This window comes from Curtobacterium sp. USHLN213, assembly GCF_037144815.1.
Classification (GTDB): domain Bacteria; phylum Actinomycetota; class Actinomycetes; order Actinomycetales; family Microbacteriaceae; genus Curtobacterium.
The window spans coordinates 325,234-351,408 of record NZ_JBBCYQ010000003.1; the positions used below are offsets into that span (position 1 = coordinate 325,234).

Consider the following 26,175-nt stretch of genomic DNA (forward strand, 5'->3'; position numbering starts at 1 on the left):
GCGCGTGACGACGACGACACGCACCCTCTTCCGACGGAAGCCGATCGAGACGATCGACGACGAGACCGGTGGCGACGGCGGCCTGAAACGGCACCTCGGCCTCTGGCAGCTCACCGCGATCGGCATCGGCGGCATCATCGGCGCGGGCATCTTCACCCTCGCCGGCACGGTCGCGAACGGCGTCGCCGGCCCCGCGGTCCTCATCAGCTTCCTCGTCGCCGGTGTCGCGAGCGCCGCAGCGGCCCTGTCCTACGCCGAGTTCGCCGGCCTCATCCCGAAGGCCGGCAGCGCGTACACGTACGGCTACGCGGTCCTCGGCGAGATCGTCGGCTGGTTTATCGGCTGGGACCTGCTGCTCGAGTACACCGCGATCGTGGCGGTGGTCGCGATCGGGATCTCTGGCTACGTCGGGTTCCTCGTCGGCCAGTTCGGCATCGACCTGCCCGCCTGGATGCTCGGCGCACCGGGTACGGGCGACGGCCACGTGATCGACGTGTTCGCGATCATCCTGTGCCTGCTCACCGCGTTCGTCCTCACCCGCGGCATCCGCAGCGCCGCACGGTTCGAGTTCGTCGCCGTCGGCATCAAGGTCGCCCTCGTCGTGCTCATCGTGGTGCTCGGCGTGTTCCACATCAACAGCGCGAACTACTCGCCGTACTTCCCGTTCGGCTTCGGCGGCGTGATGACCGGTGCCGCGACGGTGTTCTTCGCGGTGTTCGGCTACGACGCGATGTCCACCGCCGCCGAGGAGTCCACCGACGCCCGCAAGCACATGCCGAAGGCGATCCTGCTCTCGCTCGGCATCTCGATGGTCCTCTACGTCCTCGCGACCCTGGTGCTCACCGGGATGCAGAAGTACACCGACATCGACCCCGCCTCGGGCTTCTCGTCGGCGTTCGCCTCGGTCGGCCTCGGCGGGGTGGCGAACATCATCGCGATCGGCGCCATCGTCGGCATCATCACCGTGCTCGTGACCTTCATGCTCGGTGCGAGTCGCGTCTGGTTCTCGATGAGCCGCGACGGCCTCATGCCGAAGTGGTTCGCGAAGACCGACCCGAAGCGCCACGTGCCGACCCGCGTCACGTGGATCCTCGGCATCGCGTCGGCGATCCTGGCCGGCGTGCTCCCGATCGGGGTCGTGGCCGAGCTGACGAACATCGGCATCCTGCTCGCCTTCGTGGTGGTCTGCTCCGCCGTGATCGTGCTGCGCTACCGCCAGCCCGACCTCGACCGGCAGTTCCGGCTGCCGTTCATGCCGGTGATCCCGATCATCGGCGTCATCGCGTCGCTGTGGCTCGTGACGTTCCTGCAGTGGGAGACGTGGGTGCGCTTCGCGGTCTGGTTCGCGATCGGCCTCGGCGTGTACTTCGGCTACTCCCGTCGGCACAGCAAGCTGGCGACCGGCGAGGCGACGGGCAAGCCGATCGTCTGACCGGACGGGCTACGCGTCCCGGCGGTGCTTCCCCTTCGCCGCCGTCGGGTCGGCCATCGGGTGGTTGCGGAACCACCGCAGCAGCTCCCGGGAACGGCCGGAGTCGGCGCTCTGGTCGCCCGAGGTGAGGAAGTCACTGAAGCCCTCCGGCGTCGCAGCGCCCTCGACGTCGCGGTCGTACGCCATCGACCACTCCGGGAAGCGCCGGGTGTGGATGGACTCCTCGGCGAGGAGCCGCACCTCGTCGTGGCGCTCGTCCGCGAGGATCCGCTGGTACGTCGACAGCACCTGCTCGTACGGTCCCTCGAGCAGCTGCATGAACCGCCCGTTGCGGTGCACGAGCAGCCCGGTCAGACCGTCGGCGGTGTTCCGGGCACGGGCGTGAGCGAGCACCTCGTCGAGGGCGTCGTCGTCGAACGGCTCCGTGGCCGCGCTCATGTAGACGAGTGACTGCAGCATGCCGTCGATCCTGCCCGCTCCCGCGCGCCCGCGACTCCCCCAGAACGGGACGCCGGACGTCCTACGACCGGATCTCGCGCATGTTCTGGGCCTGCCACCCCTCGGGGATCGACGCGCGGAAGGCCTGCAGCGCCTCCTCGTAGGTCTGCCCGGTCGCCTCGTGCGGCCGGGTCTCCTTGGAACGGGCGATCGCACGCACGGTGGTCTCGCCGGTCGCCTTGCTCGTGACCGCGTTCACCTGCTGCAGCTCGAACCCGTGCAGGTCCAGGGCCTCGACCGCCGCCGTGCGCGCCGCCTCGATGTTCTCGCCGCTGCCCTCGGCCTCCGTCGTCGCGGTCGAGCGCAGTTCTCCTCGCAGTGTCGTCACCCACCCAGTATCGCGGCCCCCGGACAGGGTCTGTCGCACGCGGGCGCCGCACGCCATCATCGGGAACGCCGATCCGGAGGAGTTCCATGCGCCGCACCACCCTCACCGCCGCACTCGTCGTCAGCGTCGCCGCCGTGGTGTCGTCCCTCGTCGGTGTCGCGCCGGCGCAGGCCGCCGGGATGCCCGCAGCGATGAAGGCGCAGTACGACCACCAGTACGGCACGTTCACCCCGTTCACGAAGTCGGGCAGCAGGAACGCCACGATCGTGCTCCCGCAGAACGCCCGCAGCGGGATCATCGTCGCGACGTTCACCCCGGCGGATGCCGAGCACACCGAGTTCGAGGTGCACGAGCTGAACAGCAAGGGCGGCCCGACCGGGTCGAACCCCATCGGCCAGGGCGGCAAGTACACCGGCCGTGTCGCCTACGGCACCGACTCGTGGCGGAAGCCCGCCGCGCTCAAGGTGGAGGCCAAGGGGCAGTGGACCCTGCGGTTCAGCCAGGTCTCGAGCGCCCCCGCCCTGACGACGTCGGGGCACGGCGACAACGTGATGCTCTACTGGGGCTCCTCCGCCGCCCGGCAGTTCCGGTGCACGACGACTCGGGTCGCGACGTGCATGCTCCGCGAAACCCTGCTCCGCAACGACTACGAGACCATCCCCGCCAGCGACGACGGCTCCGGCAAGGACCTCTCGAAGCGGATCACCCTGTCGAAGGGCCCGTCCGTCCTGCAGCTGAACGCCGGCAGCACCTGGTCGATCCGCTGACCCGGCGAGCGCCGGAGGTCGGTGGCACCTGGCACGATTGACCCGTGCCAGCCGCCCCGATGATCGACGCCGTCGACGTCATCCGTTTCGTCGGGCCGCAGGCGTTCGGCCGCGCGCGGGACCTCGTCCGGGCCGGCCTCGTCGACGACGTCGTCTGGCACGACGACGACGGCACCGTCACCGGCACGGTGTCCGGCTCCGCCGACGACCCGTACGAACTCCGCATCGAGACCACCCCGGCCCGCGGCGAGTTCGTCCGTCCGGTCCGCAGCACCTGCACCTGCCCGTTGGGCGGCGACTGCAAGCACGTCGCCGCCGCCCTGCTCACCGTCAACGCCCGCGCACTCGCCGCAGCCGCCGGCCCGAAGCCGGAACAGCCGGCTCCGCCGCCCTCGGACTGGAGGCACGACCTCGCCCGCCTCGCCGGCGACGACGAGCAGGTGACCGAGCCGCAGGGCACCCCCATGGGACTGCAGTTCGAGTTGCGTGACGCGGTCTCCGCCCGGCTCGCCTCGCGTGCGCGAGCCGCCGGGCGCGCGCTGCCCACCGCCTCGCGGTCGGTGCGACTCGGCGTCCGCCCGGTGACCCGCAGCGACGCCGGCAACTGGGTTCGGGGGCAGCTGACGTGGGGCACGCTCCCCTACTCGATGAACCGGCTCGGCCTCTCCCCCGAGCAGCACGCCTGGTTCGTCCAGTTCGCCGCGCTCCACCGCGCCGGGCAGCTCGCCGGGCTCCCGGGCGAGGCCGACTGGATCCACCTTGACGACTTCGGCAGTCCGCTGCTCTGGCCGCTCCTCGCGCAGGCACCGGCCCTCGGCATCGCGTTCGTCACCGGCAAGCGCGAGGGCGGTGCCGTCCTCGGTGCCGAGGCTCGGGTCCTCCTCGACGTCGCCCGGCAGGACGGCGGACTCGTGATCGGTGCGAGCGCGGTCCTCGACGGCCGACCGGCGGCTCCGGGCACGGCCCGGATGATCGGCGACCACGGCGTCTACGTCTTTCGCGAGAGCCCCGAGTTCCACGTCGCGTTCGCCCCGACGGTCACCTCCGTGCCGGAGGACCAGCGGCGCATGCTCGTCGACGGTGCCCGGATCGCGGTTCCGGAGCCCGAGGTCGCCGAGTTCCTCGCCGACTGGTCCCCACGGCTCCGTGGCGCGCTCGGCCTCGTCAGCGCGGACGGCTCCGTCGAGCTGCCCGAGCGCACGCCGCCCGAGCTCGTGCTCACGGCGACGTTCGAGCCGGCCCGGGCGCCCCGGACGGACGACCGTGTTCACCTCCAGTGGCGCTGGCACGTCGACGGGCGGAAGGACCCCGTCGCGCTGCACGGACCCCTCCCGGACCTCGCCGGGCTGCGCGCGGCCGACGACACGGGCGGCCCGACCGGACCCGGCGGCGGACTCGCGTGGTTCGAGGACGGCACGATCGACGGCGCCGACGTCGCGGTGTTCGCGAACGAGCTGCTGCCGGCGCTGCCCGCGCTCGGCGTCCGCACCGTCGTGCAGGGCGAACGCGTCGACTACGAACGGCTGACCGGTCGGCCGCACATCCGCGTGACGACCATGCCGTCGGACAAGCACGACTGGTTCGACCTCGGCATCTTCGTGTCCGTGAACGGCAAGCAGGTGCCGTTCACGCCGCTGCTCCGGGCGCTCGCGAAGCGGGACCGGCGGATGAAGCTCATCGACAACTCGTACCTGTCGTTGTCCGACCCCGCGTTCGACCGACTGAAGGAGCTCATCGACGAGGCGCGCGACCTCGACGAGTGGGAGCCCGACCAGCCGATGACCGTGACGCCGCTGCAGGCCGGGCTGTGGTCCGAGTTCGACCAGCTGGCCGACGAGACCTCGCACGACGAGCGGTGGGAGGCGATCGCGGCGGGGCTGCTCGGGGCGACGCCACCGGAGTCGGTGCTCGTGCCGGACTCGGTGCACGCCGAGCTCCGGCCGTACCAGCACACCGGGTACGCCTGGCTGTCGTTCCTGCTGTCGCACGGGGTCGGCGGGGTGCTCGCGGACGACATGGGTCTCGGCAAGACGCTGCAGGTCCTCACGACGATCGCCGCCGCGCGCGAGTCCTCGCCGGATGCGCCGCCGTTCCTCGTCGTCGCGCCGACCTCGGTCGTCGGCAACTGGGCGGCCGAGGCAACCCGGTTCACGCCGTCGCTGCGCGTCACGACGATCGGCGCGACGACGCTGAAGGACCCCGGGCTCGTCGCACGCGCTGCTGCCGCGTCGGACATCGTGGTGACCTCGTACGCGCTGCTCCGGCTCGACGCGCAGGCGTACACCGACCTGCCGTGGGCGGCCCTCGTGCTCGACGAGGCGCAGTTCGTGAAGAACCCGCAGTCGCAGACGCACCGGGTGGCGGTGGACCTCCGCGCGCCGGTGAAGTTCGCGATCACGGGCACGCCGCTCGAGAACGGGCTGACGGACCTCTGGGCGCTGTTCCACATCGTCGCGCCCGGGCTGCTGTCGTCCTGGTCGCGCTTCGGCGACGACTACGTGAAGCCGCTCGGTTCGCCGGACCTCCGCGGCGCCGCCCGTCAGGAGCTCACCGCGCGGCTCCGACGGCGGATCCGGCCGCTCATGCTCCGGCGGACGAAGGAGAGCGTCGCCGCGGACCTCCCGCCGAAGCAGGAGCAGGTCGTCCGGGTGACGCTCGACCCCGCGCACCGGACCCTGTACGAGACGACGTTGAACCGGGAACGCCTGAAGGTCCTCGACCTCATCGACGACCTTGCGAAGAACCGGATGATCGTGTTCCGGTCGCTGACCCTGCTGCGGATGCTCGCGCTGTCGCCGGCGCTGGTCGACGGTTCACGAGAGGACCTGTCCTCCGCGAAGCTCGACCTGCTGCTCGACGAACTCGAACAGCTCACCGCCGAGGGTCGACGCGCCCTGGTGTTCAGCCAGTTCACCTCGTTCCTCCGCATGGTGGCCACCGCCCTCGACGACCGGGGCGTCGGCTACGAGTACCTCGACGGCTCGACGAGGCGCCGCCCCGAGGTCATCGACCGCTTCCGGAACGGCACCGCCCCGGCCTTCCTCATCTCGCTCAAGGCCGGTGGCTTCGGGCTGACCCTGACCGAGGCGGACACCGTGTTCGTGCTCGACCCGTGGTGGAACCCCGCCGCCGAGAACCAGGCGGTGGACCGGACGCACCGCATCGGCCAGACCCGGTCGGTGAACGTGCAGCGGTTCATCGCCGAGGACACCATCGAGGAGAAGGTCCTCGCGCTCGCGGCGAAGAAGGCCGAGCTGTTCGCGACGATGATCGACGACGACGCCCTCTTCGCCGAGGACCTCACAGCCGACGACATCCGCTCCCTGCTGGCCTGACGCGCGGGCGCGCCGCTGGGCGCACGGTGCGGAGCACCGACTGACGGAACGCGCACGGTGCGCGCTCCGGCGTCGCGCCCACCGAGACCGGCCAATGGAACGCGCGCCGTGCGGGACGGGAGGCGCGGGGCGGGCCCGCAGCGCGCCTCCAGTCCGCCGGCGGCGCGGCAGCAGGACGAGTGACGTCCCGCGGGACCACGGCGGTGCGTGGTCCGGCGGGACGTGGGTCGTGCCGAGGGTCAGCGGGCGAGGGCGTCGATCGCGGCGACCTCGTCGGACGACAGCTCGATGCGGGCACCGGCGGCGTTCGACCGGATGCGCTCGGGGTTCGACGACTTCGGGATGACGACGAACCCGTGCGCGACGTGCCACGCGACGATGACCTGCGCGCTGTCCGCGTCGTGTGCGGTCGCGATGTCGACGAGCGTCGGGTCCTGCAGGTTGCTCGCCTTGAAGGGGCTGTAGCCCTCGAGGACGACCCCGCGGGAGGCGAGCCCGTCCGCCACGGCGCGGTCGAACTCGACGGGGCTCCACTTGATCTGGTTCACGGCCGGGGCAGTCCCCGTGGCGGAGGTGATCTCGTCGATCTGCGCGAGGGAGTAGTTGCTCACCCCGACCGCCTTCGTGAGGCCGTCCGACTGCGCCTGGACGACCTGCTCCCACACGTCCGGGCGTGCGTCGCCGTTCGGCGGCCAGTGCACGAGCCAGAGGTCGAGGTGGTCGAGACCGAGCTGGTCGAGGCTCTCCTCGATGGTCTCGCGCACGCGGTCGGCGTTGTCCGGCGGCAACTTGGTCGTCACGAAGACGTCGTCGCGGACGAGTCCGGACTCGGCGACGGCCTTCCCGACGCCGCGCTGGTTGCGGTACCCGGTGGCGGTGTCGATGTGGCGGTACCCGGCCGCCAGTGCTTCGCCGACGGCGGCGGGCGCCTCGGCGTCGGGGATCTGCCAGGTGCCGAAGCCGAGGAGCGGCATCGACCCACCGGTGACGGACACGGACGGGTTCGCGTGATCGGTCATGCACCCGTGTCTACGCCGTGCCCGCGGGACGGTTCAGAGCGAGGCGGTCCACTCGGCGACGGTGACGACGTCGGCCTGCCGCGGGAAGACCTTCTCGGTGAGGACGCGGTGGACCTCCGGGTCGCCGTCGGCACACGCGTCCGAGAGGACCGTCAGCCCGAAGTCGAGGTCGGCCGCCTGGCGCAGCGTCGAGAGGACGACGCCGCTCGTGGCGATCCCGGCGAGCACGAGGTCGCGGACCTCGAGGCCACGGAGCAGCACCTCGAGGTCCGACCCGGCGAAGGCACTGACGCGGAGCTTCGTCACGACGAGGCCGTCGTCGCCGACCCCGAACGCGCTGTGCACGTCGGTCGAACCCGGAGTCTGGGCCCCGATGCGCTCCCGCATCCCGCCGAACATCTTGTTCGTGCGCGCGGCCTCGGGTGCGCCCGGCCGGAACGCCACGCGGACGAAGACCACGGGGATGCCGCGCTCCCGGGCGGCCGAGACCGCTGCCGTCGCCGCAGCCAGGGCCTCGTCCGTGCCGAGTCGTTCGACGATGCTGTTCTGGTAGTCCATGACGAGGAGTGCGCTGCCCACCTCGTGGACGCTACTCCGGCGGGCCGGGCGGCCGACCCTCCGCCGGGGTCCGGGGCGATGTCCGACGTGTCCGGCATCATCGTCGGTGCACCGCACCACCGCACCACCGCACCACCAGGAGCTCCACCCACGCATGACGTCCCGCCGACGCCGCACCCGCACCCGCACCAGCCTCACGTCCGTCCTCGTCGTCCTCGCACTCGCCGTCGGCGGGTACGCCCTGCACACCGCGGGCATCATCGCGCCCGACGCCGAAGCCGCACCGGCGACGACCAGCGCGCCCACGGGGACCGACGCCCCCACCATCGAGACGGAACCGGGCGCGCCGGGGACGACCCGCGCCTCCCGAACCGACGCGACGGGCGCGACGACCGCGACCGACGCGGACGCCGACGCCGACGCCGCAGCCACCGCACGGGCGGAACTCGCCGCCCTGCCGGTCAAGGGCAAGGCCCCCGCCACCGGGTACGACCGGGTCGGCGACTTCGGCACCGCGTGGCTCGACGTCGACCGGAACGGCTGTGACACGCGGAACGACGTGCTGGCGCGGGACCTGTCGGCGACCACTCGCCAGGGCCCCTGCCGGGTGCTCACCGGGACGCTCGTGTCGCCGTACACCGGGGCGACGATCGGCTTCGTGCGCGGCGAGAGGACCTCGACCCTCGTGCAGATCGACCACGTCGTCGCGCTCGAGAACGCCTGGCGGACCGGGGCCCAGCAGCTCTCGCAGCGTGAGCGGGAGTCGCTCGCCAACGATCCGGCGAACCTGTTCGCAGTGGACCAGCACTCGAACGCGCAGAAGCGTTCCGGCGACGCCGCGACCTGGCTGCCGGCGGACAAGTCGTTCCGGTGCACGTACATCGAGCACCAGGTGGCGGTGAAGACGAAGTACCGCCTGTGGGTGGCCCCCGCCGAGCACGACGCGATGGCGCGGATCCTGCGGACCTGCTGAGCACGGCCGCAATACAACAGGTGTAGCCTATCTCCCGTCGATGCGAATGCATCGTTCGGACTCGCTGCTCCACCGCGGACCCCGAGCCCTTCACCGTCGAAGACCTCAGGAGGCCTCCCCATGACCGCAACCAGCTCCCCCACGACCCGCTTCACCGACCGCGTCGTCCTCATCACCGGCGGCGGCTCCGGCCTCGGCCGTGCGACCGCCGTCCGTCTCGCCGCCGAGGGCGCGAAGCTCTCCCTCGTCGATGTCTCCTCCGAGGGACTCGAGGCCTCGAACGCCGCCGTGCTCGAGACCGCCCCCGACGCCGAGGTCCTCACCACCGTCGCCGACGTCTCGGACGAGGCCCAGGTCGAGGCCTACGTCGCCGCCACCACCGAGCGCTTCGGCCGCATCGACGGCTTCTTCAACAACGCCGGCATCGAGGGCAAGCAGAACCCGACCGAGTCGTTCACCGCCGCCGAGTTCGACAAGGTCGTCTCGATCAACCTGCGCGGTGTGTTCCTCGGCCTCGAGAAGGTCCTGAAGATCATGCGCGAGCAGGGTTCCGGCATGGTCGTCAACACGGCGAGCGTCGGCGGCATCCGCGGCATCGGCAACCAGTCCGGCTACGCCGCCGCCAAGCACGGTGTCGTCGGTCTCACCCGCAACTCCGCCGTCGAGTACGGCCGCTACGGCATCCGCATCAACGCCATCGCCCCCGGTGCCATCTGGACGCCGATGGTCGAGAACTCGATGAAGCAGCTCGACCCGGAGAACCCCCGCAAGGCCGCCGAGGAGTTCATCCAGGTCAACCCCTCCAAGCGCTACGGCGAGGCGTCCGAGATCGCCGCCGTCGTCGCCTTCCTGCTGTCCGACGACGCCTCGTACGTCAACGCCACGGTCGTCCCGATCGACGGCGGGCAGTCCGCCGCGTACTGAGTCACGCAGCCCGGCGCGCGGCCACCTCGACGTGCGCTGGGCATCGGCCTGGAGGCGCGGCGCACCCCCGCCCCGCGTGGCAGGCTGCGGACATGGCTGAGCAACTCACGGTCCCGCAGGCGTTCGCGCTCCTCCAGATCGAGTCCGACGGGCGGAAGTCCACGGACGTGCAGACCCTCGACGCCGGGCTCGCCGGTGCCGTCCTCGCGGACCTCGCCCTGCGCGGCGTCGTCTCGCTGCAGGACGGCTTCGTCACCGTCGTGAACGGTGCGGCCACCGGCGACCCGGTCCTCGACGGGGTCGTCGGCACCATCGCCGCCGCCGACAAGCCCCGCAAGGCGAAGTGGTGGATCACCCGCATCGGCAAGCGACCGCTGCGGGACGACGTGTTCGCCGGCCTCATCGCACGCGGCCTCATCACGCTCGAACAGGGCAAGACGCTCGGTATCTTCCCCACCACGAAGTACCCGGAGCGCGACGGTGGCCCCGAGGCGCTCCTCCGCGCCGGCATCGGCGACGTCCTCGCCGGGCGCGCCGAACCCACGCCGTTCGCCGCCGCCGTCATCGGCCTGCTCGACGCGACCAGCACGCTCCGCAAGCAGTTCGGCAAGGTCGACCGGGCGCTCGTGAAGGAGGTCACCTCGGGCGGCTGGGCCAGCCCCGCGGTCAAGGCCGTGCTCGAGGACATCCAGACGGCGGCGATCATGGCGACGGTGGCGGCGAGCACCGCCGCGACGACGGCGACGATCTCCTCGAGCTGAGCCCGACCGCCGACGTCGGCGCCGCGCGAGCACGTTTCGTTCCGGGCCCGTGACCGTTCCGGTTCGCGATCCCCGGCTTCTCCGAACCAGAACGGTCAACCATCAGGCGCGGTCCCCGGTCGCCGTGCTGCGACGTCGTGACGACCCCATCGGCCGTGACAGCATGGTCGACGACCCCGGGAGGGAACCCGCATGAGCACCAACGACCAGACCGGATCGGCCTTCGGCCGTGGCGTCGACAAGACCCCGCCGACCGCCGCCGCCGAACTCCGGCGGCGCATGGCGACCTCGCCGGCCGGCTTCCTCCGCAGCGCCGCCTGGGTGCCGTGGCGACCCGCGGACGCTCCGGACGGCGGAAGCGTCGCGCACGTGGTCATCCGCGAGAAGCCGTTCGTCCCGGTGTTCACCGACCCCGCCGAACTCGCCGCCGGTCTGCCCGACACCGAGGGCCGCCCGGTGTCGATGTCCGAGCTCGTGACGGCGCTGCCGGAGGAGTTCGGCATCGTGGTCGACCCCACGAGTGCCGCCGAGGCGAACTTCCTGCACGCCGACGTCCTCGCGGGCATGCGCGCGCAGATGCAGAGCGGTGTCCACCTCGACGAGGACCCCGACCAGGGCTGACCCCGTCGCCTAGCGGCTGCTCGGACCGGGCTCGACGAGCTCGATGAACCGGGACAGCAGCGACAGCCCGGCGATCGAGGGCGGCAAGCCCGTCGCCAGCGCCGGCGAGTACACGAGGTACGCCGCCCACTTCGCCCGCGACAGCGCCACGTTCAACCGGTTCGGCATGAGCAGGAAGTCGAGCCCGCGCGGGATGTCGGCGGCGCTCGACGCCGCGAGCGACACGATCGACACGACGGCCTCGCGCCCCTGGAACAGGTCCACGGTGCCGACCTGCGTCCCCCGCAGTCCTGCACGGTCGAGGGCGTCGCGGATCACCGCACCCTGGGCGTTGTACGGCGCGACGACGATCACGTCCTCGTCAGTCAGCACGCGTTCGGTGTCACCGTCCACCCACCGCCGACCGACGAGGTCCTGCGCGAGCGCGACGACCCGAGCCGCTTCCTCCACCGAGGACGTGGTGTTCCCCGCGTGCACGATCAGCTCCGGGTGGACGCCCGCGTCGATGCCGTCGAGGTGTCGCCCGGACACCATCGACGCGAGCTGCCCGTCGTAGGACAGCGCCGACACCGACGCCGTGAGTGCCGGCTCCATACGCCGGGTCCGCGCCAGGAAGTACCCGAACGCGTCCGGCAGCACGTGCTGGCCGTCGGCGAGCCAGCCGAGCGCCGACTCGTCGACGGGCTCCGGGTGGGACCCCTGCGACACCTGCGGCAGCTGCTGCGGATCCCCGAGGAGGAGCAGGCGCGTCGCCGCGATCGAGGACGCGATCGTCGGCGCGAGGGAGAACTGCCCGGCCTCGTCCACCACGAGCAGGTCGAGAGAGCGGCGCGGGATCGTGCCCTCGTTCGCGAAGGTCCACGCGGTCCCGCCGACGACCCCGCCCCTGCCGGTCTCGGCGCAGGACGACAGGAACGCGGCCACGGCGGCGTTGTTCTTCACGGGCGTCCACGGTGCCGACTCGACGTCGCCCGGGTCCGCTCCGGCCCGGGGCACCTTCACCACGCAGTCGGCGGGCACCCCGGCCTGCACGACCGACGCCAGGAAGTTCTCCGAGGTCGCGTGCGACTGCCCGACGACCCCGACGCGCCAGCCGTACTCGCGCACGAGCCGCGCGACGACGTTCGACCCGACGTACGTCTTGCCCGTCCCCGGAGGGCCTTGGATCGCCAAGTACGACCGGTCGAGGCCGAGCAGCGTCGCGACCACGGCCGACACCGTGTCGTCCCCCTGCACGGGCACGATCGGCCCCCGCGGCGGGACCCGGCGGAGCAGGTCGAGCGCCGGATCGGGCAGCATCGCGGGCAGAGCGTCGAGGACCGCCTGTCCCCACTCCGCGATCGCCTCGGGCTGGGGCTTCGACCGCGGTGGTGCTGCCGGCGCGAGGGCGACCGGGAAGACCTCGTGCGGCGAGCCGCCCACCGGCAGGCTCTCCTTCACGAGCACCTCGAACCCGTCACCGTCCTCGAACGCGTCCAGCACGACGGCGCGGGCCGACGCGCCCTTCGAACCCGGCGCTGGAGCGGCGATCGACGGCGGGAGCGGGTCGTCGTAGACGAGGTGGGGCGTGCCTCCTGGACGGAGCCGCGAACCGGGCGCGAGCGTCCCCGACAACCGGATCTCTCGGGACTGCGACCGGGCACGCGGCAGCGTGTCCCAGTCGCGCTCGACCGACGCCCGCTCGACGACCAGCACGTCGCGGGTGTCCGCCCACTCGTCCACCGGGTTCCGCAAGCGGTCGAAGTGGTCCTGCCAGAACGTCTTCGCCTCGCGCCGGTGGTAGTCGATCGCGGCTGCGGCGAGCGCCAACGCGGTCTGGTCGGGCGTCCGGTCGAGGGCGTCGACCCCGTCGAACTGCGCGGCGAGCGCCGTGTACACGGGGTTCGGTTCGCGGTCGACCGGGATCGGCGGGAGCAGTTCGTCCGGCTCGGCAGCGACGGGCGCGGACGAGGACGCGCGCGCTGTCGCTCGGAGCGACAGGAGCCAGTCGCGGAGCCGGAGGGTCGACCGGCAGTCGTAGGCGTTGTAGTCGGCGACCTCGTCGAGCATGTGCTGCCCGGCGCTGGCGTCACCGTTCCGGAGCTCGTCGATCGCGTCGACGTACGCCGTGATGCTGTCCGCCGCGTTCGTCACATCGCTGAGCCGCAGGTCCGAACCCATGTAGAGCGGCTCGAGCTTCTTGATGGAGTAGCTGCGGCTGCCGACCACGAGCGCCTTGCGCACGATCGGGTACAGGTCGACGAGGACCCCGGCGCGGAGCAGGTCGTCGACGGCTTCTTCCCCGACGCCGTGCCGGGCAGCGAGGGACAGCAGGTGCGTCCGCTCGTACGCCGCGTAGTGGTAGATGTGCATCCCCGGGTACTGCTGCCGCCGAGCCTCGACGAAGGCGAGGAAGTCCAGCAGCGCCTGGCGCTCGTCACGGATCGTGTGCGCCCAGAACGCCGTGAAGCGCGCCTCGGGGTCGACGAGCCCGAACAGGTAGTCGAGTCCCCAGTGGACGCCGTCCTCGGTGTGGAGCGGGTCCCCCTCGAAGTCGAAGAACACGTCGCCCGGGTCCGGCGTCGGGATCGCGTCGAGCGCTCGGGCGTCGAGCACCTCGAAGAGCGGCTTGGTCGTCCCGGTCGCCTGGGCACCGTCGGCTGCGGTCCGCGCGTGCTCGGTGTCGACCTGGAGGCGCGCCTGACGCACCAGCCGCGCTTGCGTCACGCGCGGGAGACCGGGCACGGCCGTGGCCCGGTCCGCCAGCTCGTCGATCGTCCGCACCCCCTGCCGGATGAGCTTCGTCCGCTGGTCGAGTCGCATGCCCGCGACGAGGACCAGGTCACGGTGCTCGGCGACCTGTGTCGTGCACACGTCGCACCGGCCGCACGACGAGTACCGCGGGTCGGCCCACTGCAGCGACTCGGTCTCGGCCATCCGCTCGGCGATCACCCGCTGGAGCTCGGCGCGCTGCGTCCGGTACACCGGCGCGATGTCGGCGAGGTCGTGCGTGGTGGTCGTCCGGTCGCCGAGCACGAGGTGGACCTGCTCGCCGGTGGGGATGCCGTGCGCCTGCATCTGCTCGGCGTACGCGGCCAGCTGCAGCAGGGCGCTGATCTTGGCGTGGCGGGCGAGCTTGGTGTCGTACACCTCGTACTGGCCGCGGTCGTTCCGCATGATGAAGTCCGCGAAGCCGATGAAGCCCGGCGCCCCTGCCGTCGGCGGCGCGAAGAAGGTCGGTTGGTAGAGGACGTCCGCGCCGGTGCGCATCGCCTCCAGTGCGGCCGCCGCAGCCGCCGGGTACTCGGGCGGCGCCGGTCGGTCGAACTCGACGACGTCCCGGGTCTCGCGGAGGATCCCAAGGTAGTCGAGCTCGTGCTGGTCCCCCAGGCGTGCTGTGCGCTCGAGCATGTCGTCGTGCGACTCGGGCAGCGGTTCGCCCCGGCCGAGCTTGACGTCCATGCGCCGGAGGAACGCCCACTCGCAGGCCGCCCACGTCGAGAGGTCGCTCGGGCTGAGCAGGACCTGCCCGTCGCCGCCGATCTGCATGCGTCTCCCCCGTCTCCTCGGTGCCCTGCGAGCCTAGGCCCGCCCGCCGACATCACCATGCAGAAGTGAAATATGCATTGCGACATTCTGGTACTGCAGTCCATAGTGCTGTTGGATCCGCGACCGTCGCGGCTCCGTCGAAGAAGGGGAACCACATGACACGTCTGCGGCACACGATGATCGGGCTCGCTGCGACCGGCGCGCTGATCGCCGGAGGGGTGTTCGTCACCCCAGCAGCCAACGCAGCGGAAGCATCACGCACCGAGACGGACGTGATGCGCGAAGCGACGAGCCTCACTCCTACGCAGATCGATCAGGCCATCACCGAAGCGCGCGCGGTGGGCGCAGTCACGAGCACGGTGGCGACACCGGACGGCTCGGTGACGACGATCGACCTCGGGGACGGGTTCGTCTTCGACCTCGTGACGGCGCCGACGACGCAGCGCCTCGGTGCCGGCAGGGACTCCAAGGCAACCTTCGTGAGCTTCAATGCCACCGACCAGAACATGATCATCAGCGGCTCCGCGTTCGCCCTCGGCGCGGCGGTCTGCGCCGTGAGCGGCGGAACGTTCTGCGTCGTCGTCGGGGCGATCCTGACGGCTGCCACGGTCGCGATCACGGGCAGCGGCGCGATCCGCTGCGGGACGAAGCAGCTGCGGGTCTACCCGTTCGCTGGCGGCAAGGTCAAGCCGCGATGCGCCTGAGGCGTGCGAGCGCCGTGCGCCGATGCGTCACCAGCCTGCCGTTCGCGCTGATCACCAGCGTGGGCCTGGTCGTCCTCGGTTCGGTGTCGGCGACGTGGCCCGCGACCGCCGACCATTGGTACGGACCAGCACTGGCTGCGATCGCGTTGTTCCTCGCAATGGTCTCCACCGGCAGCGCGATCCGCCGCCGGAGGAACCGTCGGCCCTGAGCGACGACGACTGACGGTCAGATCGTCAGGCCACTGCGGCGCGGACGAAGCGCGGCCCCTCGCACCCGTCCCGGGACACCCACGCCGTGAAGTCCGCGAGCGACCGCACCCAGTGCCCGCGCTCCCCGTACAGCGCCTGGTAGACGACCACCGGCTCCTCGGTCTCGACGTCCCGCGCCACGAGCACCACCTCGTACTCCCCGCCCTTGAAGTGCCGGTACCGTCCAGGCGTCACGTCGTCGACCATGCTCCCGATGCTAGGGCCGTCGCGGTCCCTAGACTCGGCTCCATGACCGAGCCGGCACGCACCGAACGTGGCCTCGACCGCCTCGTGAACTTCTCCGACGCGACCGTCGCCATCGCGATCACGATCCTGATCCTCCCGCTCGTCGACCTGGCCGGCGAACTCAGCGGGGGTCGGGGCGCCGGGGACCTGCTGCAGGAGCACTGGCCGGCGCTCCTCGAGTTCTTCATCACCTTCTGGGTCATCGCCCGCTTCTGGACGCTGCACCACCAGGTGTTCGAGCACGTCCGCTCGTACAACATCCGCGTGATGCAGCTCAACTTCGTGTGGCTCGTGAGCATCGCGTTCCTGCCCTTCGCCGCGAACCTGCTCAACACCGAGGTCGAGGGCGACCGAGTCGCACACGCCCTCTACCTGGGCAGCATGGTCGTGACGAGCCTCACGCTGACTGCGATCGAGTGGGAGCTCCGCCGCTCCCCGGAGCTGCTGTCCTCGCCGCTCGGCGATTGGCGGAAGGGTCCGATCGCCGCCGTGCTGCTCGCCCTCGCGCTCGTCCTCTCGATGATCTTCCCGTCGATCGGCCTGTACTGGGTGCTCCTCCTGGTCCTCCAGGGCACACTCGGCCGGCTGCTGCCGAAGCCTCGCACCTGACCCGACCGAACCGGACGCCGCCCGCCCGCCTGCCTCGGCCCGTCACACGCGGTCATGTCGATGCTCCCGAGCACCCGAGGACGTACCGTCGCGACATGACCGTCGCCGCAGCAGTCGCCGTCCTCGTGGGAGTCCTCGCACTCGCCACGGCCCTCGGCCTGCTCCTGCGCGCCCGGACCGGCCGAGCCCGCCCCACACGGACGAACGACACCCGCACCACCACCACCGACCCGACGACCGCCGACCTCGCCCCAGCCGAGGCCTTCGGCACCGAGGCCACCCTCGTCCAGTTCTCCACGCCCACCTGCGCCCGCTGCCCGGCCACTCGTCGCCAGCTCGACGCCGTCGCCGCCGAGCACCCCGGCGTCACCCGTCTCGAGATCGACCTCGCGGAACGCCCCGAGCTCGCCCGACGCTTCGCCGTCATGCAGACCCCCACGGTCCTGCTCCTCGACCGAGGCCGCGCAGTGCACACCCGCTTCGGCGGCCCGCCACGACCCGCCGAGCTCACCGCCGCCCTCGACACCGCCCTGGCAGCAGCAAGAGCAGCAACAGCACCAGCAACGACCCCCGGAGACGAGTCCCCATGACCGCCACGAACGACCCCGCCCGCGGCATCGACCCCCGTTCCCCGAGGTTCGGCGCCGCCATCACGACCGTCCTCCTCGCGGCGACGATCGTCCTCACCCTGATCCCCACGACGTGGCCGATCGGCGTCGCGCTGCTCGCCGTCATCGTCGTGTTCTTCGCCATCGGCGGCATCGCCGGCATCCGCCGCCACCCCTACGGCGCGCTGTTCCGCCGGCTCGTCCGCCCGAGGCTCGGCCCGCCCGCCGAACTCGAGGCCCCGGAACCCCCGACCTTCGCCCAGCAGGTCGGCCTCGTCATCACGGCCCTCGCCCTCGTGCTCGCGCTCGTCGGCGTCCCGTACGCGGCTCCCGTCGGCGCGGCGATCGCGCTCGTCGCCGCGTTCCTCAACGCCGTCTTCGACGTCTGCATCGGCTGCCTCCTCTACGTGTGGCTGGTCCGCGCAGGCGTCTTCCGCCAGCGGTCCGCGGTCTGATCACGGGCCTGGAGGCGCGACCCACCTCCGCGACGCAGGTCGCGTCGTCGAGGTGATCCGCGCCTCCTGGCATCCGTGCCCCGTCTCGTAGGCTGACCGCATGGGGGACCACACCACACCACTGCTCAAGAAGGTCGCGACCTACCTCGCCGACCACGAGAACTCCGGCGCGGCCGACATCATCCCTGGCTACGCGCCCCCGACCAGCTCCCGCCCGAGCCGCCGGATCGAGGTCGGCGGACGCCTCACCCTCACGCCCGAGGTCATCTGGTTCCACGCCCACCCGCTCAACTTCGCTCGCTCCGACTTCGGGATCCCCGTCGAGGAGATCGCCCGACTCGACGACGTGTCGAGCGGCCTGCGGAAGAAGGTCCGGATCACCCTGCGGAGCGGGATCGAGCCGACCTTCCTGATGTGGGGCATCCCCCGGTTCATCGAGGCGGTGGAGCGGGCGCGCAGCGCCCTGTGAAGGGACGGACTGGAGGCGCGACTCGCCTCCGCCCCACCGGTGGCGGCGGAGGATCCCCCCACGACATCCTCCGCCGCCACGACCCGAGAGCGCGACGGCTCAGTGCGTCGCGAGCGCCTGCTCGCTCAGCGCGACCAGGTCGTCCGCGCGCAGGCTCGGCCACCCGTGCAGGAGCTCGCGCCACTCGGCCGGCAGCGCGGCCGCGCCGTACAGCGCACCCGCGAGCCCACCGGCGATCGCAGCCACCGTGTCGGTGTCGTTCCCGGTCCGGACCGCGCGGACGAGGGCGTCCTCGAGCGACGAACTCCGCTTGACCGCCGAGTACGCGGCCTGCATCGCGGACACTACCCACCCGTTCGAGTCCGTGAAGTCGACCGGCTCGGAGTGCTCCGCCGTGACGAGCCGGTCCACCCACAGCCGACGCTTCTCGAGGTCGAGCAGGTCGAGCCCGCGCAGCACGTCGAGCTCACCGGTGAGCACCGCGTGCCGGACCGCCACGCACCAGAGCACGCACGCGTCCCCGGCGTCCGACTCGTAGTGCGTGAGGTCGCTGACCGCCCGGGCGGCCTCGGCGAGCCGGAGCTCCTCGTCGGCCGCACCGGTCAGGTACCCGAGCACGAGCGGCGCCGTCCGCATGAGCGATCCGTTGCCGGCCGACTGTCCCTTGTACTCGTGTTCCTGCCGGGCCGCAGCGCGTGCATGGGAGGCGACCCGTGCCTCCAGACCCGTGAGGACGTTGCGCGTCTGGATGCCGACGTCGGGCGCGGTGACCGCCCACGCTGCCCAGGCCGCGACGAGGCCGTCGAGCGCTTCCTCGGAGGCCGGGTCGCCGCCGCGCGCGAGCGTGCGGAGGATCGGGACGGCCATGCTCGTGTCGTCCGTCCACTCCCCCGGAGCCCAGCCGAACGAGCCGCCGCCAGCCATCCGGATCGGGGTGGGTTCGGGGACGGCGGCGCGGAACTCGTAGCCGGCGCCGAGCGCGTCGCCCGCGGCGGAGCCGATGACGGCGCCGATCGCCCGGTCGGTCTGTTCGGTGGTCAGCATGGCCGCTCCTCAGGTTTGCGCGGAATTGCGTAAACCCGAGTCTGCACGATCGTCACAGTTTGCGCAAGTGTGCGTAAACTCGCTGCCATGGCGAACCAGTATCGCGACGCGAGCGGCAAGCGGCTGACCGACTACCCGCGGCCGTCCGTCGCCGTCGACACCGCGGTGCTGACGGTGCCGACCGGGGGCGGTCTCTCGGTCCTGCAAGTGTGCGACGCGACCGACGGCGACTGGCGACTGCCGGGGACGTTCGTGCACGAGGGCGAGCGGTTGGCGTCGGCGGTCCTGCGGTCACTGTCCGACAAGGCCGGCGTGACGGGGCTGGCACCGACGCAGCTGCACGTGTTCGACGACCCCGCGCGGGACGACCGGGGATGGGTGCTGTCGGTGGCACACCTCGACGTGGTGCCCTTCGCCGCACTGTCGTCGCTGAACCCGTCACAGGCGCGGCTGGTCCCGGTCGACACCGCGACGGGGATGGTGCACGGGCACGACGACATCGTGGCGTTCGCAGTGGCCTCCTTGCGGGCGTCGTACGCTGCGGCGCCGGATCCGCGAGGCCTCCTGCCCGAGCCGTTCACGATGTCGGAACTGCGGCACGTGCACGAAGCCGTCCGTGGCGAGCGGCTCCTGCCCGACTCGTTCCGCCGGGCGATGCTGCCGCTGCTCGTCGACACGGGGTCGCGCGCTGCCGCGGGCCCGGGCAAGCCGGCGACCCGGTACCGGCGCGCCTGAGGTCGCCTGCTTGGTGAGCAGAAACGGTCGGGTCCGGGGCGCCGACCCGACACTTTCTGCTCACGGAACGCGCCGACGAAACACGAAAGTAACTTGCAGCACTGGCGAGTGTCGGTGCAATGCGCTTTCATGGATCGCATGACGATCGCTGACCGTACCGACCGCGCCGACGCGTTCGCCCTCGTCCGGACCCAGTCCGGTTCGATGCCGACGAGCATGCGCGCGATCGCCGACGCCGTCCTCGACGACCCCGGCACCGCGGCCACCACGAGCGCCGCCGAACTCGCCGACCGTGCCGGGGTCTCCCCCGCGACCGTCTCCCGCTTCGCCCAGCACCTCGGGTTCGCGAACTTCGCCGCACTCCAGCGCAGCATGACCCGGGCCGTCGAGCGGGGCATCCACGAGCGGCGCGAGACCGAGATCCACGCGGGTGTCAGCGTCGACGACGACGTCACCACCGTGATCGCGAAGGTCACCGAGGACGTCCGCGCCGTGATGAGCGACACCCGCGCCACGCTCGACCCGTTCACCCTCGAAGCCGCAGCGGTCCGCATCAGCGAGGCCCGGCGGGTCGTCCTGTACGGCGTCGGCGCGAGCGGCATCGTCGCCCGCGACCTCCACCTCAAGCTCGAACGCATCGGCATCGCGAGCTCGATCGCGGACGACCCGCACAACGCCCTGACGCTCGCGAGCGTCCTCGGCCCGAAGGACGTCCTCGTCATCACGAGCCACTCCGGCACCACGGTCGAGGCGCTCGAGGTCGCCACCGAGGCCAAGATGCAGGAGGCCACCGTCGTCGCGATCACCGGCCACGCCACCTCGCCGCTGACCCACCACACCGACCACGTCCTGCTGGGCGTCGCCGGCGCCGAGAGCGAGCTCCGCCCCGCCGCGATGGGCAGCCGGATGAGCCAGCTCGCCATCGTCGACGCCCTGTTCATCGTCGTCGCCCAGCGCACCGACGAACGCTCCCGCCCGCTCCTCGCACGCAGCCGCCACGCGGTCCGCACGCACCACCGTTCCTGAATCGAGCACCATGCACCACCACGACGACCTCCGCGAGGAGCTGCAGCACCTCGCGACCGAGGCCACCGATTCGTCCCTCGACGACATCGACCTCGTCTCCACCCTCGAGGCTGCCCAGCGCATGAACGCGCTCGACCGCAGCGTGCCCGCGGCACTCGAGCCGTGCCTCCCGGCCATCGCCCTCGCCGCCGACTCGATCGCCGCAGCGTTCTCGCGCGGCGGCCGCCTGATCTACGTCGGCGCCGGCACGCCGGGCCGGCTCGGCGTCCTCGACGCCAGCGAGTGCCCGCCCACCTTCGGCACCGACCCCTCGCAGGTCGTCGGCGTCATCGCCGGCGGTTCCGTCGCCCTCACCACCGCCGTCGAGGGCGCCGAGGACGACGAAGCAGCCGCCGTCCGCGACCTGAACGCGCTCGGCCTGACGGCCGACGACGTGGTCGTCGGGATCAGCGCGTCCGGCAGGACGCCCTACGTCATCGCGGCCATCCTGGAGGCGCGGCGCAGGTCCGCCCTGTCCGTCTCCGTCGCGTGCAATCCCGACTCTGCCGCGGGGCGGGAAGCCGACATCGCCATCGACGTGGTCGTCGGTCCCGAGTTCATCGCCGGGTCCACCCGCCTGAAGGCGGGGACCGCGCAGAAGCTCGTGCTCAACATGCTGACCACGCTGGCGATGGTGCGCAGCAACAAGACGTACGGCAACCGGATGGTCGACGTGCGTGCGACGAACGAGAAGCTCGTCGCGCGGTCGTTCTCGCTCGTGCAGGACGTGACCGGGGCTGCTCCGGCCGATGTCGCCGCAGCGCTCGACGCTGCGGACGGCGAGGTCAAGACGGCCATCGCGATGATCCTCACCGGGTCGTCGGCGTCGGTCGTCCGTTCCCGGCTCGCTGCCGCCGACGGTTCCCTGCGCGCCGTCCTTTCCTGATCCTTCCCGTTCGTCCTTCCTTCCCCCGAGGAGCACCATCAATGACCGATGCACAGCAACTCGCACAACAGATCCTCGACACCGTCGGCGGGTCCTCGAACATCGCCGACGTCGAGAACTGCATGACCCGGCTGCGGGTCGAGGTGGCTTCTCCTTCCTCGGTTGATCTGTCCGCTCTCCAGGCCACCGAGGGCGTCATGGCCGCCATCGCGGCCGGCTCGAACCTGCAGATCGTGCTCGGGCCGGGGTTGGTGGACCGGGTGGCTGATTCGCTCGAGTCGTTGCGTGCTGCTCCTGTTCCGGGTGCGTCCCCGGCTTCGGTGTCGCCCGAGGAGCTGGCGGCGCGGGGCGCGTCGATCAAGGCATCCGCCCGTGCCCGTTCCGACGGCCGCACCATGCGTGCCATCCGTCGCATCTCGGCCATCTTCATCCCACTCATCCCCGCGCTGATCGCCTGCGGGCTCATCGCCGGGATCAACGGCATCCTGACGAACCTCGGATGGTTGCCCGGGGTGACGCCGTTCCTCGGCGTGCTGTCTTCCGGCTTCCTGTCCCTGCTCGCCGTGTTCGTCGGGATGAACGCCGCGAAGGAGTTCGGCGGGACGCCCGTCCTCGGCGGTGCCGTCGGCGGCATCATCGTCGCCGCCGGAGTCGCGAACGTCACCGTGTTCGGCGAGACCCTGGCGCCCGGGCAGGGCGGTGTGCTCGGTGCGTTGGCGGGCGGCATCCTCGCCGCCTACGTCGAGCGGTTCATGCGGAAGGTCACGCCCGACGTCATCGCGCTCATCGTCGTGCCGACCGTCACCGTGCTCGTCGCCGGGTCCGTGACGCTCGGCATCCTGATGTCCGTCGCCGGCGTCGTCTCCGTCGCCATCGGTACGGCTGCCACGTGGCTGCTCGCGAACGGCGGGGCCTTCGCCGGGTTCATCCTCGGCGGACTCTTCCTGCCGCTCGTGATGACCGGGATGCACCAGGGACTCATCCCGATCCACGCCACGCTCATCGAGCAGACCGGGTGGACCGTGCTGCTGCCCGTGCTGGCGATGGGTGGTGCCGGGCAGATCGGTGCGTGCATCGCGCTGTGGGTGCGGTTCCGGTCGAACGCCTCGCTCGTGCGGACGATCCGTGGGGCGCTGCCGGCCGGGTTCCTCGGTGTCGGTGAGCCGCTGATCTACGGTGTGACGCTCCCCCTCGGGCGGCCGTTCATCACCGCGTGCATCGGTGGGGCGTTCGGTGGCGGTGTCGTCGGGCTGTTCGATCAGCTCGGGCACTCCGTGGGGGCGATCGCCATCGGGGCGTCGGACCTGTCGCTCATCCCGCTGTTGAACGGGTCCTCCGGCTACGGCTGGGCGCTGCTCGGGTACGGGTCGGGGCTCGTGGTGGCGTACGTCGTGGGGTTCGTGGCGACGATGGTGTTCGGGGTGTCGGCGTCGGTGCGGGCTGATCTGGAAGCGCAGTCGGCTGCGTCGCCGGGAGACCCTGTCGCGCCGGACGCGCCGCTCGACGTGCCGAACGCGGCTGCATCGAGTACCAGCCGCTGATCGCTCGCTCCCCCACCGGTCCGTTCGACACCCGTCGATCCACAGATCGGCGCCTCGGTCCTCGTAGCGATGACCGGCCGACGAGGATCGGGGCGTGGCGGAATGGGAAGCGGACGACGCTCGGCGACGGCACATGGCTCGCTTCGGTCGGCGCGACACGGCGCCCGAGCTGGCGTTGCGTCGAGAGCTGCACCGGCGAGGCCGGCGGTTCTTCGTCGACCGTCAGGTCAGCACCCGGTGCCGGGTGCGGCCGGACCTCGTGTTCCCGCGGGCACGGATCGCCGTCTTCGTCGACGGATGCTTCTGGCACTACTGCGAGGAGCACGCCCACCTGCCGAAGGCGAATGCGGAGCTGTGGCGTCGGAAGTTGCTGGCCAATCGCCAGCGAGACACACAGAACCAGGCGATCCTGGTGTCCGAAGGCTGGCGTGTGTTGCGGTTCTGGGAACACGACCGTCCCGAGGACGCCGCCGCATCCGTCGAGCACGCCCTCGACCAGTGGGGCGCGATCGCTGGTACCGCGGTGAGAACGCCGGGCAGGATGGAACGCATGATCGAAGTCGTCGCCGGCGTACTGACTCAGCCCGACGGGCGTGTACTCGCCTGCCGAAGAGCCCCGGGTCGATCAGCGGCAGGCCAGTGGGAGTTCCCCGGCGGGAAGGTGGAGCCGGGAGAATCCGCTGAGGAAGCCTTGCGACGAGAACTGCGCGAGGAGCTCAGCGTCGACGTCGTCATCGGCGAGCCGATCGCCCGCTCCGTCACCCGTGTGGGCAGCATCGACATCGATCTCGCCACGTACCGTGTCCCGTGGGTCGGGTCCGGGCCGACGTCGAGCACCGACCACGACGAGCTGCGCTGGCTCTCCCCCACCGACCTCGGCTCGCTCCGATGGGCAACACCCGATCTCCCCACAGTGCGGGTGCTGGCCGACGGACCGGCTACGGCCTGACCTCCCGAAAGTCTCCATTCAAGCTCGGCCACCACACCGTGATCCCGACCGAGGTGCAGAGCTCCGCCATCGAAGCATTCAGTTCGGACGGCAGGAGGACGGCCGGGGCCACCGACAGACCTTGACGTCGCGCGACCGCCGCGTAGTCGAGCGCCTGCCCGATCGCCGTCCGAACGTAGGCCCGCGCGGTCGACTTCTTCGCCTCGACGACCTGGCTCAACGTCGGGACGTACAGGTCCGGCACGATTGTCACCCCGTCTTCGGTGAGACGCAGCACCTGCACGTCCTCACCCCGAGCACGGAGCCATTCGCCGAATCGCGTCTGCAGCTCGAACTCGCGACGGGAGACGGAGCGCACCGACTCGCCTTCGTCGACCCGGCGCACCTGGTACTCGCTGAAGTCGAGGGGCTGCCACGCAGTCGTGACCGGAGGCGCAGCGGTCACGAACTCCCGAGTCGACGAACCACCCTCCTCGGCGACGAGCACGGGCAAGAGCGCCGTGTCCGCATCGACCGCGACGAGGTTGAAGACCAGTCCATCTCGTTCCGGGGATGAGCCGGTCCCCGGGAACCGCTACCACGTGTACGGCGGATCAGCGAGCGCGAAGCTGCCGACGTAGATCACGTTGGCCTGGCCGCGGAACACACGGATGGGACGCCCGATCTCCTCGGAGTCCGCCAGGTCTTTGTTGTTCGAGGTCACCGTCTGGTCACCGTCCTGCCCCTGACCGCTGTAACGGAACAAGCCGTCGCTACGGAGCCCTTCGTGCACGCCGTAGCCATGCTTCCCACCGCCGTCGTTGGTGAAGACGAGCATTTCGTTCGTCTTCACGACCCGTGTGATGCCGTCCTGCCAGCTCCCGCCACCGAGACGGTGGTGCAGCTCACGACGACCGATGCGCGTTCCGATCGGGATGTCCCAGACCATTTCCATTCCCCTCGTTATGGAAACGCTAAGCGAGCCCTCCGAAGCAGAGCGAACGCCGACCAGCCCCCAGAACGGGTGCTCCCTTGACTGTTACTCAGGAGAGAGGATGATTCGGTTCCGGAACGTTCGGGGAGGGCGCCGGTGTGATCAGGACACTTCTCAGGGGAGCATCATCGTGACCATCGCCGGCACCTTTGCCGGGGCAGGAGCCCGACGACTCCGCGGCCGAGCCGACGAACACCGGCGCCAGGCTGACGAAGCCGAGCAACAGGCGGGACGCTACGAGATCGCCGAGCGGACCGAGGCCGAGACCGCAGGGGTCCTCGCTCCAATCGCCGGCGTCGGCTACCACCTCCTCGCGGACCGACTATGGCCCGGGAGCAAGCACACCCAGGTCGACATGATCGTCGTCGGCAGCGCCGGCGTCTTCATCGTCGACACGAAGGCCTGGCGAAGTCTCCGTCCACGGCGATCGCATCCGCCGCGGGCAGGGGACGTCACCGACGACATCGCTCGTCTCGCGGACCTCGTGTACGGCGCGGAAGGCGCCCTCGCCGAGATCGGCCTCCCGCCAGGGGAGGTCCACGCGGTCGTCGCACTCGCCGGCCAGCGACGGATGCACGCGCACGTCGCCTCGGTCGACGTCGTCGGGGTCCACGACCTCGTCGGTCACATCACGAAGCGCAACTCACGGTTGTCCGCCGTCCGGGTCGACCAGGTGCTCACCGCTGTGCTGGCGCACTTCCCCGTCATCGACGGTGCCGAGCCCGCCGAACAGCAGCTGACCGTGCGGGAGCCGGTCCTCCCCCGCAAGGACCTGGCCCAGCCTGCGCTCATCGACGACGCCGAGCTCGCTGAACAGCTCCTGGACGGCGTCCTCGAGGATTGGATGGCATTCCTTGACCCGTCGCAGGCCAGGCTCGTCCACCGCAACTTCAACGGC

General features: G+C 71.2%; 28 protein-coding genes and 1 pseudogene. 18 read left to right on the forward strand and 11 right to left on the reverse strand.

The genetic code is table 11. The features are described 5' to 3' along the window. Positions 1 to 4: 4 nt before the first annotated feature. Positions 5 to 1,432, forward strand: a complete 1,428-nt coding sequence (locus WFH25_RS06120) for an amino acid permease (protein WP_070418581.1) — start codon at positions 5 to 7, stop codon at positions 1,430 to 1,432. A 9-nt stretch (positions 1,433 to 1,441) separates the two neighbouring features. Here WFH25_RS06120 and WFH25_RS06125 read toward each other — a convergent pair whose 3' ends face one another. Continuing rightward, on the reverse strand, positions 1,442 to 1,891 hold the full coding sequence (locus WFH25_RS06125) for a BLUF domain-containing protein (protein WP_070418580.1): 450 nt from the start codon (positions 1,889 to 1,891) through the stop codon (positions 1,442 to 1,444). A 61-nt stretch (positions 1,892 to 1,952) separates the two neighbouring features. Continuing rightward, a complete protein-coding gene (locus tag WFH25_RS06130) occupies positions 1,953 to 2,258 on the reverse strand; it encodes a hypothetical protein (RefSeq protein ID WP_070418579.1) in 306 nt (101 codons plus the stop codon). Between the two features lie 86 nt (positions 2,259 to 2,344). On the opposite strand from WFH25_RS06130, the gene WFH25_RS06135 reads away from it, so the two are divergent. Together WFH25_RS06135 and WFH25_RS06140 are read left to right on the forward strand one after the other, a co-directional pair. Next, on the forward strand, positions 2,345 to 3,025 hold the full coding sequence (locus WFH25_RS06135) for a hypothetical protein (protein WP_336697112.1): 681 nt from the start codon (positions 2,345 to 2,347) through the stop codon (positions 3,023 to 3,025). 44 nt (positions 3,026 to 3,069) lie between these two features. After that, positions 3,070 to 6,360 carry a DEAD/DEAH box helicase gene (locus WFH25_RS06140; RefSeq protein WP_336697113.1) on the forward strand — a complete coding sequence of 1,097 codons (3,291 nt, stop codon included), beginning with the start codon at positions 3,070 to 3,072 and terminating at the stop codon, positions 6,358 to 6,360. A 239-nt stretch (positions 6,361 to 6,599) separates the two neighbouring features. Here WFH25_RS06140 and WFH25_RS06145 read toward each other — a convergent pair whose 3' ends face one another. Next, positions 6,600 to 7,379, reverse strand: a complete 780-nt coding sequence (locus WFH25_RS06145) for an aldo/keto reductase (RefSeq protein ID WP_336697114.1) — start codon at positions 7,377 to 7,379, stop codon at positions 6,600 to 6,602. A gap of 33 nt (positions 7,380 to 7,412) precedes the next feature. After that, the gene (locus tag WFH25_RS06150) at positions 7,413 to 7,958 is read right to left on the reverse strand and encodes a cysteine hydrolase family protein (protein ID WP_336697115.1); all 546 of its coding nucleotides are present in this window, start codon (positions 7,956 to 7,958) and stop codon (positions 7,413 to 7,415) included. 133 nt (positions 7,959 to 8,091) lie between these two features. On the opposite strand from WFH25_RS06150, the gene WFH25_RS06155 reads away from it, so the two are divergent. The 4 genes from WFH25_RS06155 (at position 8,092) to WFH25_RS06170 (ending at position 11,216) form a co-directional block, all read left to right on the forward strand. Then, complete coding sequence (locus WFH25_RS06155) at positions 8,092 to 8,910, forward strand: HNH endonuclease family protein (protein ID WP_336697116.1); 819 nt, start codon at positions 8,092 to 8,094, stop codon at positions 8,908 to 8,910. 120 nt (positions 8,911 to 9,030) lie between these two features. Next, on the forward strand, positions 9,031 to 9,834 hold the full coding sequence (locus WFH25_RS06160) for an SDR family oxidoreductase (protein ID WP_336697117.1): 804 nt from the start codon (positions 9,031 to 9,033) through the stop codon (positions 9,832 to 9,834). Between the two features lie 92 nt (positions 9,835 to 9,926). Continuing rightward, a complete protein-coding gene (locus tag WFH25_RS06165; protein ID WP_070418572.1) occupies positions 9,927 to 10,595 on the forward strand; it encodes a GOLPH3/VPS74 family protein in 669 nt (222 codons plus the stop codon). Between the two features lie 192 nt (positions 10,596 to 10,787). After that, positions 10,788 to 11,216 (forward strand): SseB family protein, encoded by a 429-nt coding sequence (locus WFH25_RS06170; protein ID WP_071296652.1) that lies wholly within the window; start codon positions 10,788 to 10,790, stop codon positions 11,214 to 11,216. Positions 11,217 to 11,225: 9 nt separating this feature from the next. Here WFH25_RS06170 and WFH25_RS06175 read toward each other — a convergent pair whose 3' ends face one another. Then, the gene (locus WFH25_RS06175) at positions 11,226 to 14,744 is read right to left on the reverse strand and encodes a TM0106 family RecB-like putative nuclease (protein WP_336697118.1); all 3,519 of its coding nucleotides are present in this window, start codon (positions 14,742 to 14,744) and stop codon (positions 11,226 to 11,228) included. A 155-nt stretch (positions 14,745 to 14,899) separates the two neighbouring features. Between WFH25_RS06175 and WFH25_RS06180 the strand changes: the two genes are divergently transcribed. Then, positions 14,900 to 15,448 (forward strand): hypothetical protein, encoded by a 549-nt coding sequence (locus tag WFH25_RS06180; RefSeq protein WP_336697119.1) that lies wholly within the window; start codon positions 14,900 to 14,902, stop codon positions 15,446 to 15,448. A 234-nt stretch (positions 15,449 to 15,682) separates the two neighbouring features. Here WFH25_RS06180 and WFH25_RS06185 read toward each other — a convergent pair whose 3' ends face one another. Then, positions 15,683 to 15,904, reverse strand: a complete 222-nt coding sequence (locus WFH25_RS06185; RefSeq protein ID WP_336697120.1) for a DUF1653 domain-containing protein — start codon at positions 15,902 to 15,904, stop codon at positions 15,683 to 15,685. A 42-nt stretch (positions 15,905 to 15,946) separates the two neighbouring features. On the opposite strand from WFH25_RS06185, the gene WFH25_RS06190 reads away from it, so the two are divergent. The 4 genes from WFH25_RS06190 (at position 15,947) to WFH25_RS06205 (ending at position 18,084) form a co-directional block, all read left to right on the forward strand. After that, on the forward strand, positions 15,947 to 16,552 hold the full coding sequence (locus tag WFH25_RS06190) for a TMEM175 family protein (protein WP_070418568.1): 606 nt from the start codon (positions 15,947 to 15,949) through the stop codon (positions 16,550 to 16,552). Between the two features lie 95 nt (positions 16,553 to 16,647). Beyond that, complete coding sequence (locus WFH25_RS06195) at positions 16,648 to 17,142, forward strand: thioredoxin family protein (protein ID WP_336697121.1); 495 nt, start codon at positions 16,648 to 16,650, stop codon at positions 17,140 to 17,142. Continuing rightward, on the forward strand, positions 17,139 to 17,615 hold the full coding sequence (locus WFH25_RS06200; protein WP_336697122.1) for a DUF4395 domain-containing protein: 477 nt from the start codon (positions 17,139 to 17,141) through the stop codon (positions 17,613 to 17,615). Before WFH25_RS06195 ends, WFH25_RS06200 begins: the two co-directional genes overlap by 4 nt. A 100-nt stretch (positions 17,616 to 17,715) precedes the next feature. After that, positions 17,716 to 18,084, forward strand: a complete 369-nt coding sequence (locus WFH25_RS06205) for a hypothetical protein (RefSeq protein WP_070418565.1) — start codon at positions 17,716 to 17,718, stop codon at positions 18,082 to 18,084. A gap of 99 nt (positions 18,085 to 18,183) precedes the next feature. Here the strand turns inward: WFH25_RS06205 and WFH25_RS06210 are convergent, their stop codons facing one another. After that, positions 18,184 to 19,128, reverse strand: coding sequence for an ADP-ribosylglycohydrolase family protein (locus WFH25_RS06210; RefSeq protein ID WP_336697123.1), 945 nt, complete (start codon positions 19,126 to 19,128; stop codon positions 18,184 to 18,186). Between the two features lie 87 nt (positions 19,129 to 19,215). On the opposite strand from WFH25_RS06210, the gene WFH25_RS06215 reads away from it, so the two are divergent. The 5 genes from WFH25_RS06215 to vsr all read left to right on the forward strand — a co-directional run bounded on the left by WFH25_RS06215 (position 19,216) and on the right by vsr (position 24,304). Then, a complete protein-coding gene (locus WFH25_RS06215) occupies positions 19,216 to 19,863 on the forward strand; it encodes an NUDIX hydrolase (protein WP_336697124.1) in 648 nt (215 codons plus the stop codon). Between the two features lie 138 nt (positions 19,864 to 20,001). After that, entirely contained in the window at positions 20,002 to 20,889 is an 888-nt protein-coding gene (locus tag WFH25_RS06220) for a MurR/RpiR family transcriptional regulator (RefSeq protein ID WP_336697125.1), read from the forward strand. Between the two features lie 10 nt (positions 20,890 to 20,899). Then, on the forward strand, positions 20,900 to 21,814 hold the full coding sequence (murQ, locus tag WFH25_RS06225; protein WP_336697126.1) for an N-acetylmuramic acid 6-phosphate etherase: 915 nt from the start codon (positions 20,900 to 20,902) through the stop codon (positions 21,812 to 21,814). A gap of 41 nt (positions 21,815 to 21,855) precedes the next feature. After that, positions 21,856 to 23,355, forward strand: a complete 1,500-nt coding sequence (locus WFH25_RS06230; RefSeq protein WP_336697127.1) for a PTS transporter subunit EIIC — start codon at positions 21,856 to 21,858, stop codon at positions 23,353 to 23,355. A gap of 94 nt (positions 23,356 to 23,449) precedes the next feature. After that, positions 23,450 to 24,304, forward strand: a complete 855-nt coding sequence (gene vsr, locus WFH25_RS06235) for a DNA mismatch endonuclease Vsr (RefSeq protein WP_336697128.1) — start codon at positions 23,450 to 23,452, stop codon at positions 24,302 to 24,304. On the opposite strand, the gene WFH25_RS06240 is transcribed toward vsr, so the two are convergent. Next, entirely contained in the window at positions 24,294 to 24,791 is a 498-nt protein-coding gene (locus tag WFH25_RS06240; RefSeq protein WP_336697129.1) for a hypothetical protein, read from the reverse strand. The genes vsr and WFH25_RS06240 overlap by 11 nt on opposite strands. Positions 24,792 to 24,878: 87 nt before the next feature. Then, on the reverse strand, positions 24,879 to 25,232 hold the full coding sequence (locus WFH25_RS06245) for a hypothetical protein (protein ID WP_336697130.1): 354 nt from the start codon (positions 25,230 to 25,232) through the stop codon (positions 24,879 to 24,881). Between the two features lie 106 nt (positions 25,233 to 25,338). Here WFH25_RS06245 and WFH25_RS19360 point away from each other — a divergent pair. Then, positions 25,339 to 25,629, forward strand: a pseudogene (locus WFH25_RS19360) (hypothetical protein); the annotation flags it as partial. Here the strand turns inward: WFH25_RS19360 and WFH25_RS06250 are convergent. Then, positions 25,600 to 25,905, reverse strand: a complete 306-nt coding sequence (locus tag WFH25_RS06250; protein ID WP_336697131.1) for a hypothetical protein — start codon at positions 25,903 to 25,905, stop codon at positions 25,600 to 25,602. The pseudogene WFH25_RS19360 and the gene WFH25_RS06250 overlap by 30 nt on opposite strands. Before the next feature lie 15 nt (positions 25,906 to 25,920). Next, positions 25,921 to 26,160, reverse strand: a complete 240-nt coding sequence (locus WFH25_RS06255; protein ID WP_336697132.1) for a hypothetical protein — start codon at positions 26,158 to 26,160, stop codon at positions 25,921 to 25,923. Positions 26,161 to 26,175 lie beyond the last annotated feature (15 nt).

Bases quoted from the DNA above. Each gene is read 5' to 3' on its own strand.
- WFH25_RS06125 (WP_070418580.1), bottom strand. From the start codon at position 1,891: ATGCTGCAGTCACTCGTCTACATGAGCGCGGCCACGGAGCCGTTCGAC.
- WFH25_RS06135 (WP_336697112.1), top strand. From the start codon at position 2,345: ATGCGCCGCACCACCCTCACCGCCGCACTCGTCGTCAGCGTCGCCGCC.
- WFH25_RS06145 (WP_336697114.1), bottom strand. From the start codon at position 7,379: ATGACCGATCACGCGAACCCGTCCGTGTCCGTCACCGGTGGGTCGATG.
- WFH25_RS06155 (WP_336697116.1), top strand. From the start codon at position 8,092: ATGACGTCCCGCCGACGCCGCACCCGCACCCGCACCAGCCTCACGTCC.
- WFH25_RS06160 (WP_336697117.1), top strand. From the start codon at position 9,031: ATGACCGCAACCAGCTCCCCCACGACCCGCTTCACCGACCGCGTCGTC.
- WFH25_RS06165 (WP_070418572.1), top strand. From the start codon at position 9,927: ATGGCTGAGCAACTCACGGTCCCGCAGGCGTTCGCGCTCCTCCAGATC.
- WFH25_RS06170 (WP_071296652.1), top strand. From the start codon at position 10,788: ATGAGCACCAACGACCAGACCGGATCGGCCTTCGGCCGTGGCGTCGAC.
- WFH25_RS06175 (WP_336697118.1), bottom strand. From the start codon at position 14,744: ATGCAGATCGGCGGCGACGGGCAGGTCCTGCTCAGCCCGAGCGACCTC.
- WFH25_RS06180 (WP_336697119.1), top strand. From the start codon at position 14,900: ATGACACGTCTGCGGCACACGATGATCGGGCTCGCTGCGACCGGCGCG.
- WFH25_RS06185 (WP_336697120.1), bottom strand. From the start codon at position 15,904: ATGGTCGACGACGTGACGCCTGGACGGTACCGGCACTTCAAGGGCGGG.
- WFH25_RS06190 (WP_070418568.1), top strand. From the start codon at position 15,947: ATGACCGAGCCGGCACGCACCGAACGTGGCCTCGACCGCCTCGTGAAC.
- WFH25_RS06195 (WP_336697121.1), top strand. From the start codon at position 16,648: ATGACCGTCGCCGCAGCAGTCGCCGTCCTCGTGGGAGTCCTCGCACTC.
- WFH25_RS06200 (WP_336697122.1), top strand. From the start codon at position 17,139: ATGACCGCCACGAACGACCCCGCCCGCGGCATCGACCCCCGTTCCCCG.
- WFH25_RS06205 (WP_070418565.1), top strand. From the start codon at position 17,716: ATGGGGGACCACACCACACCACTGCTCAAGAAGGTCGCGACCTACCTC.
- WFH25_RS06210 (WP_336697123.1), bottom strand. From the start codon at position 19,128: ATGCTGACCACCGAACAGACCGACCGGGCGATCGGCGCCGTCATCGGC.
- WFH25_RS06215 (WP_336697124.1), top strand. From the start codon at position 19,216: ATGGCGAACCAGTATCGCGACGCGAGCGGCAAGCGGCTGACCGACTAC.
- WFH25_RS06220 (WP_336697125.1), top strand. From the start codon at position 20,002: ATGACGATCGCTGACCGTACCGACCGCGCCGACGCGTTCGCCCTCGTC.
- murQ (WP_336697126.1), top strand. From the start codon at position 20,900: ATGCACCACCACGACGACCTCCGCGAGGAGCTGCAGCACCTCGCGACC.
- WFH25_RS06230 (WP_336697127.1), top strand. From the start codon at position 21,856: ATGACCGATGCACAGCAACTCGCACAACAGATCCTCGACACCGTCGGC.
- WFH25_RS06245 (WP_336697130.1), bottom strand. From the start codon at position 25,232: ATGGTCTGGGACATCCCGATCGGAACGCGCATCGGTCGTCGTGAGCTG.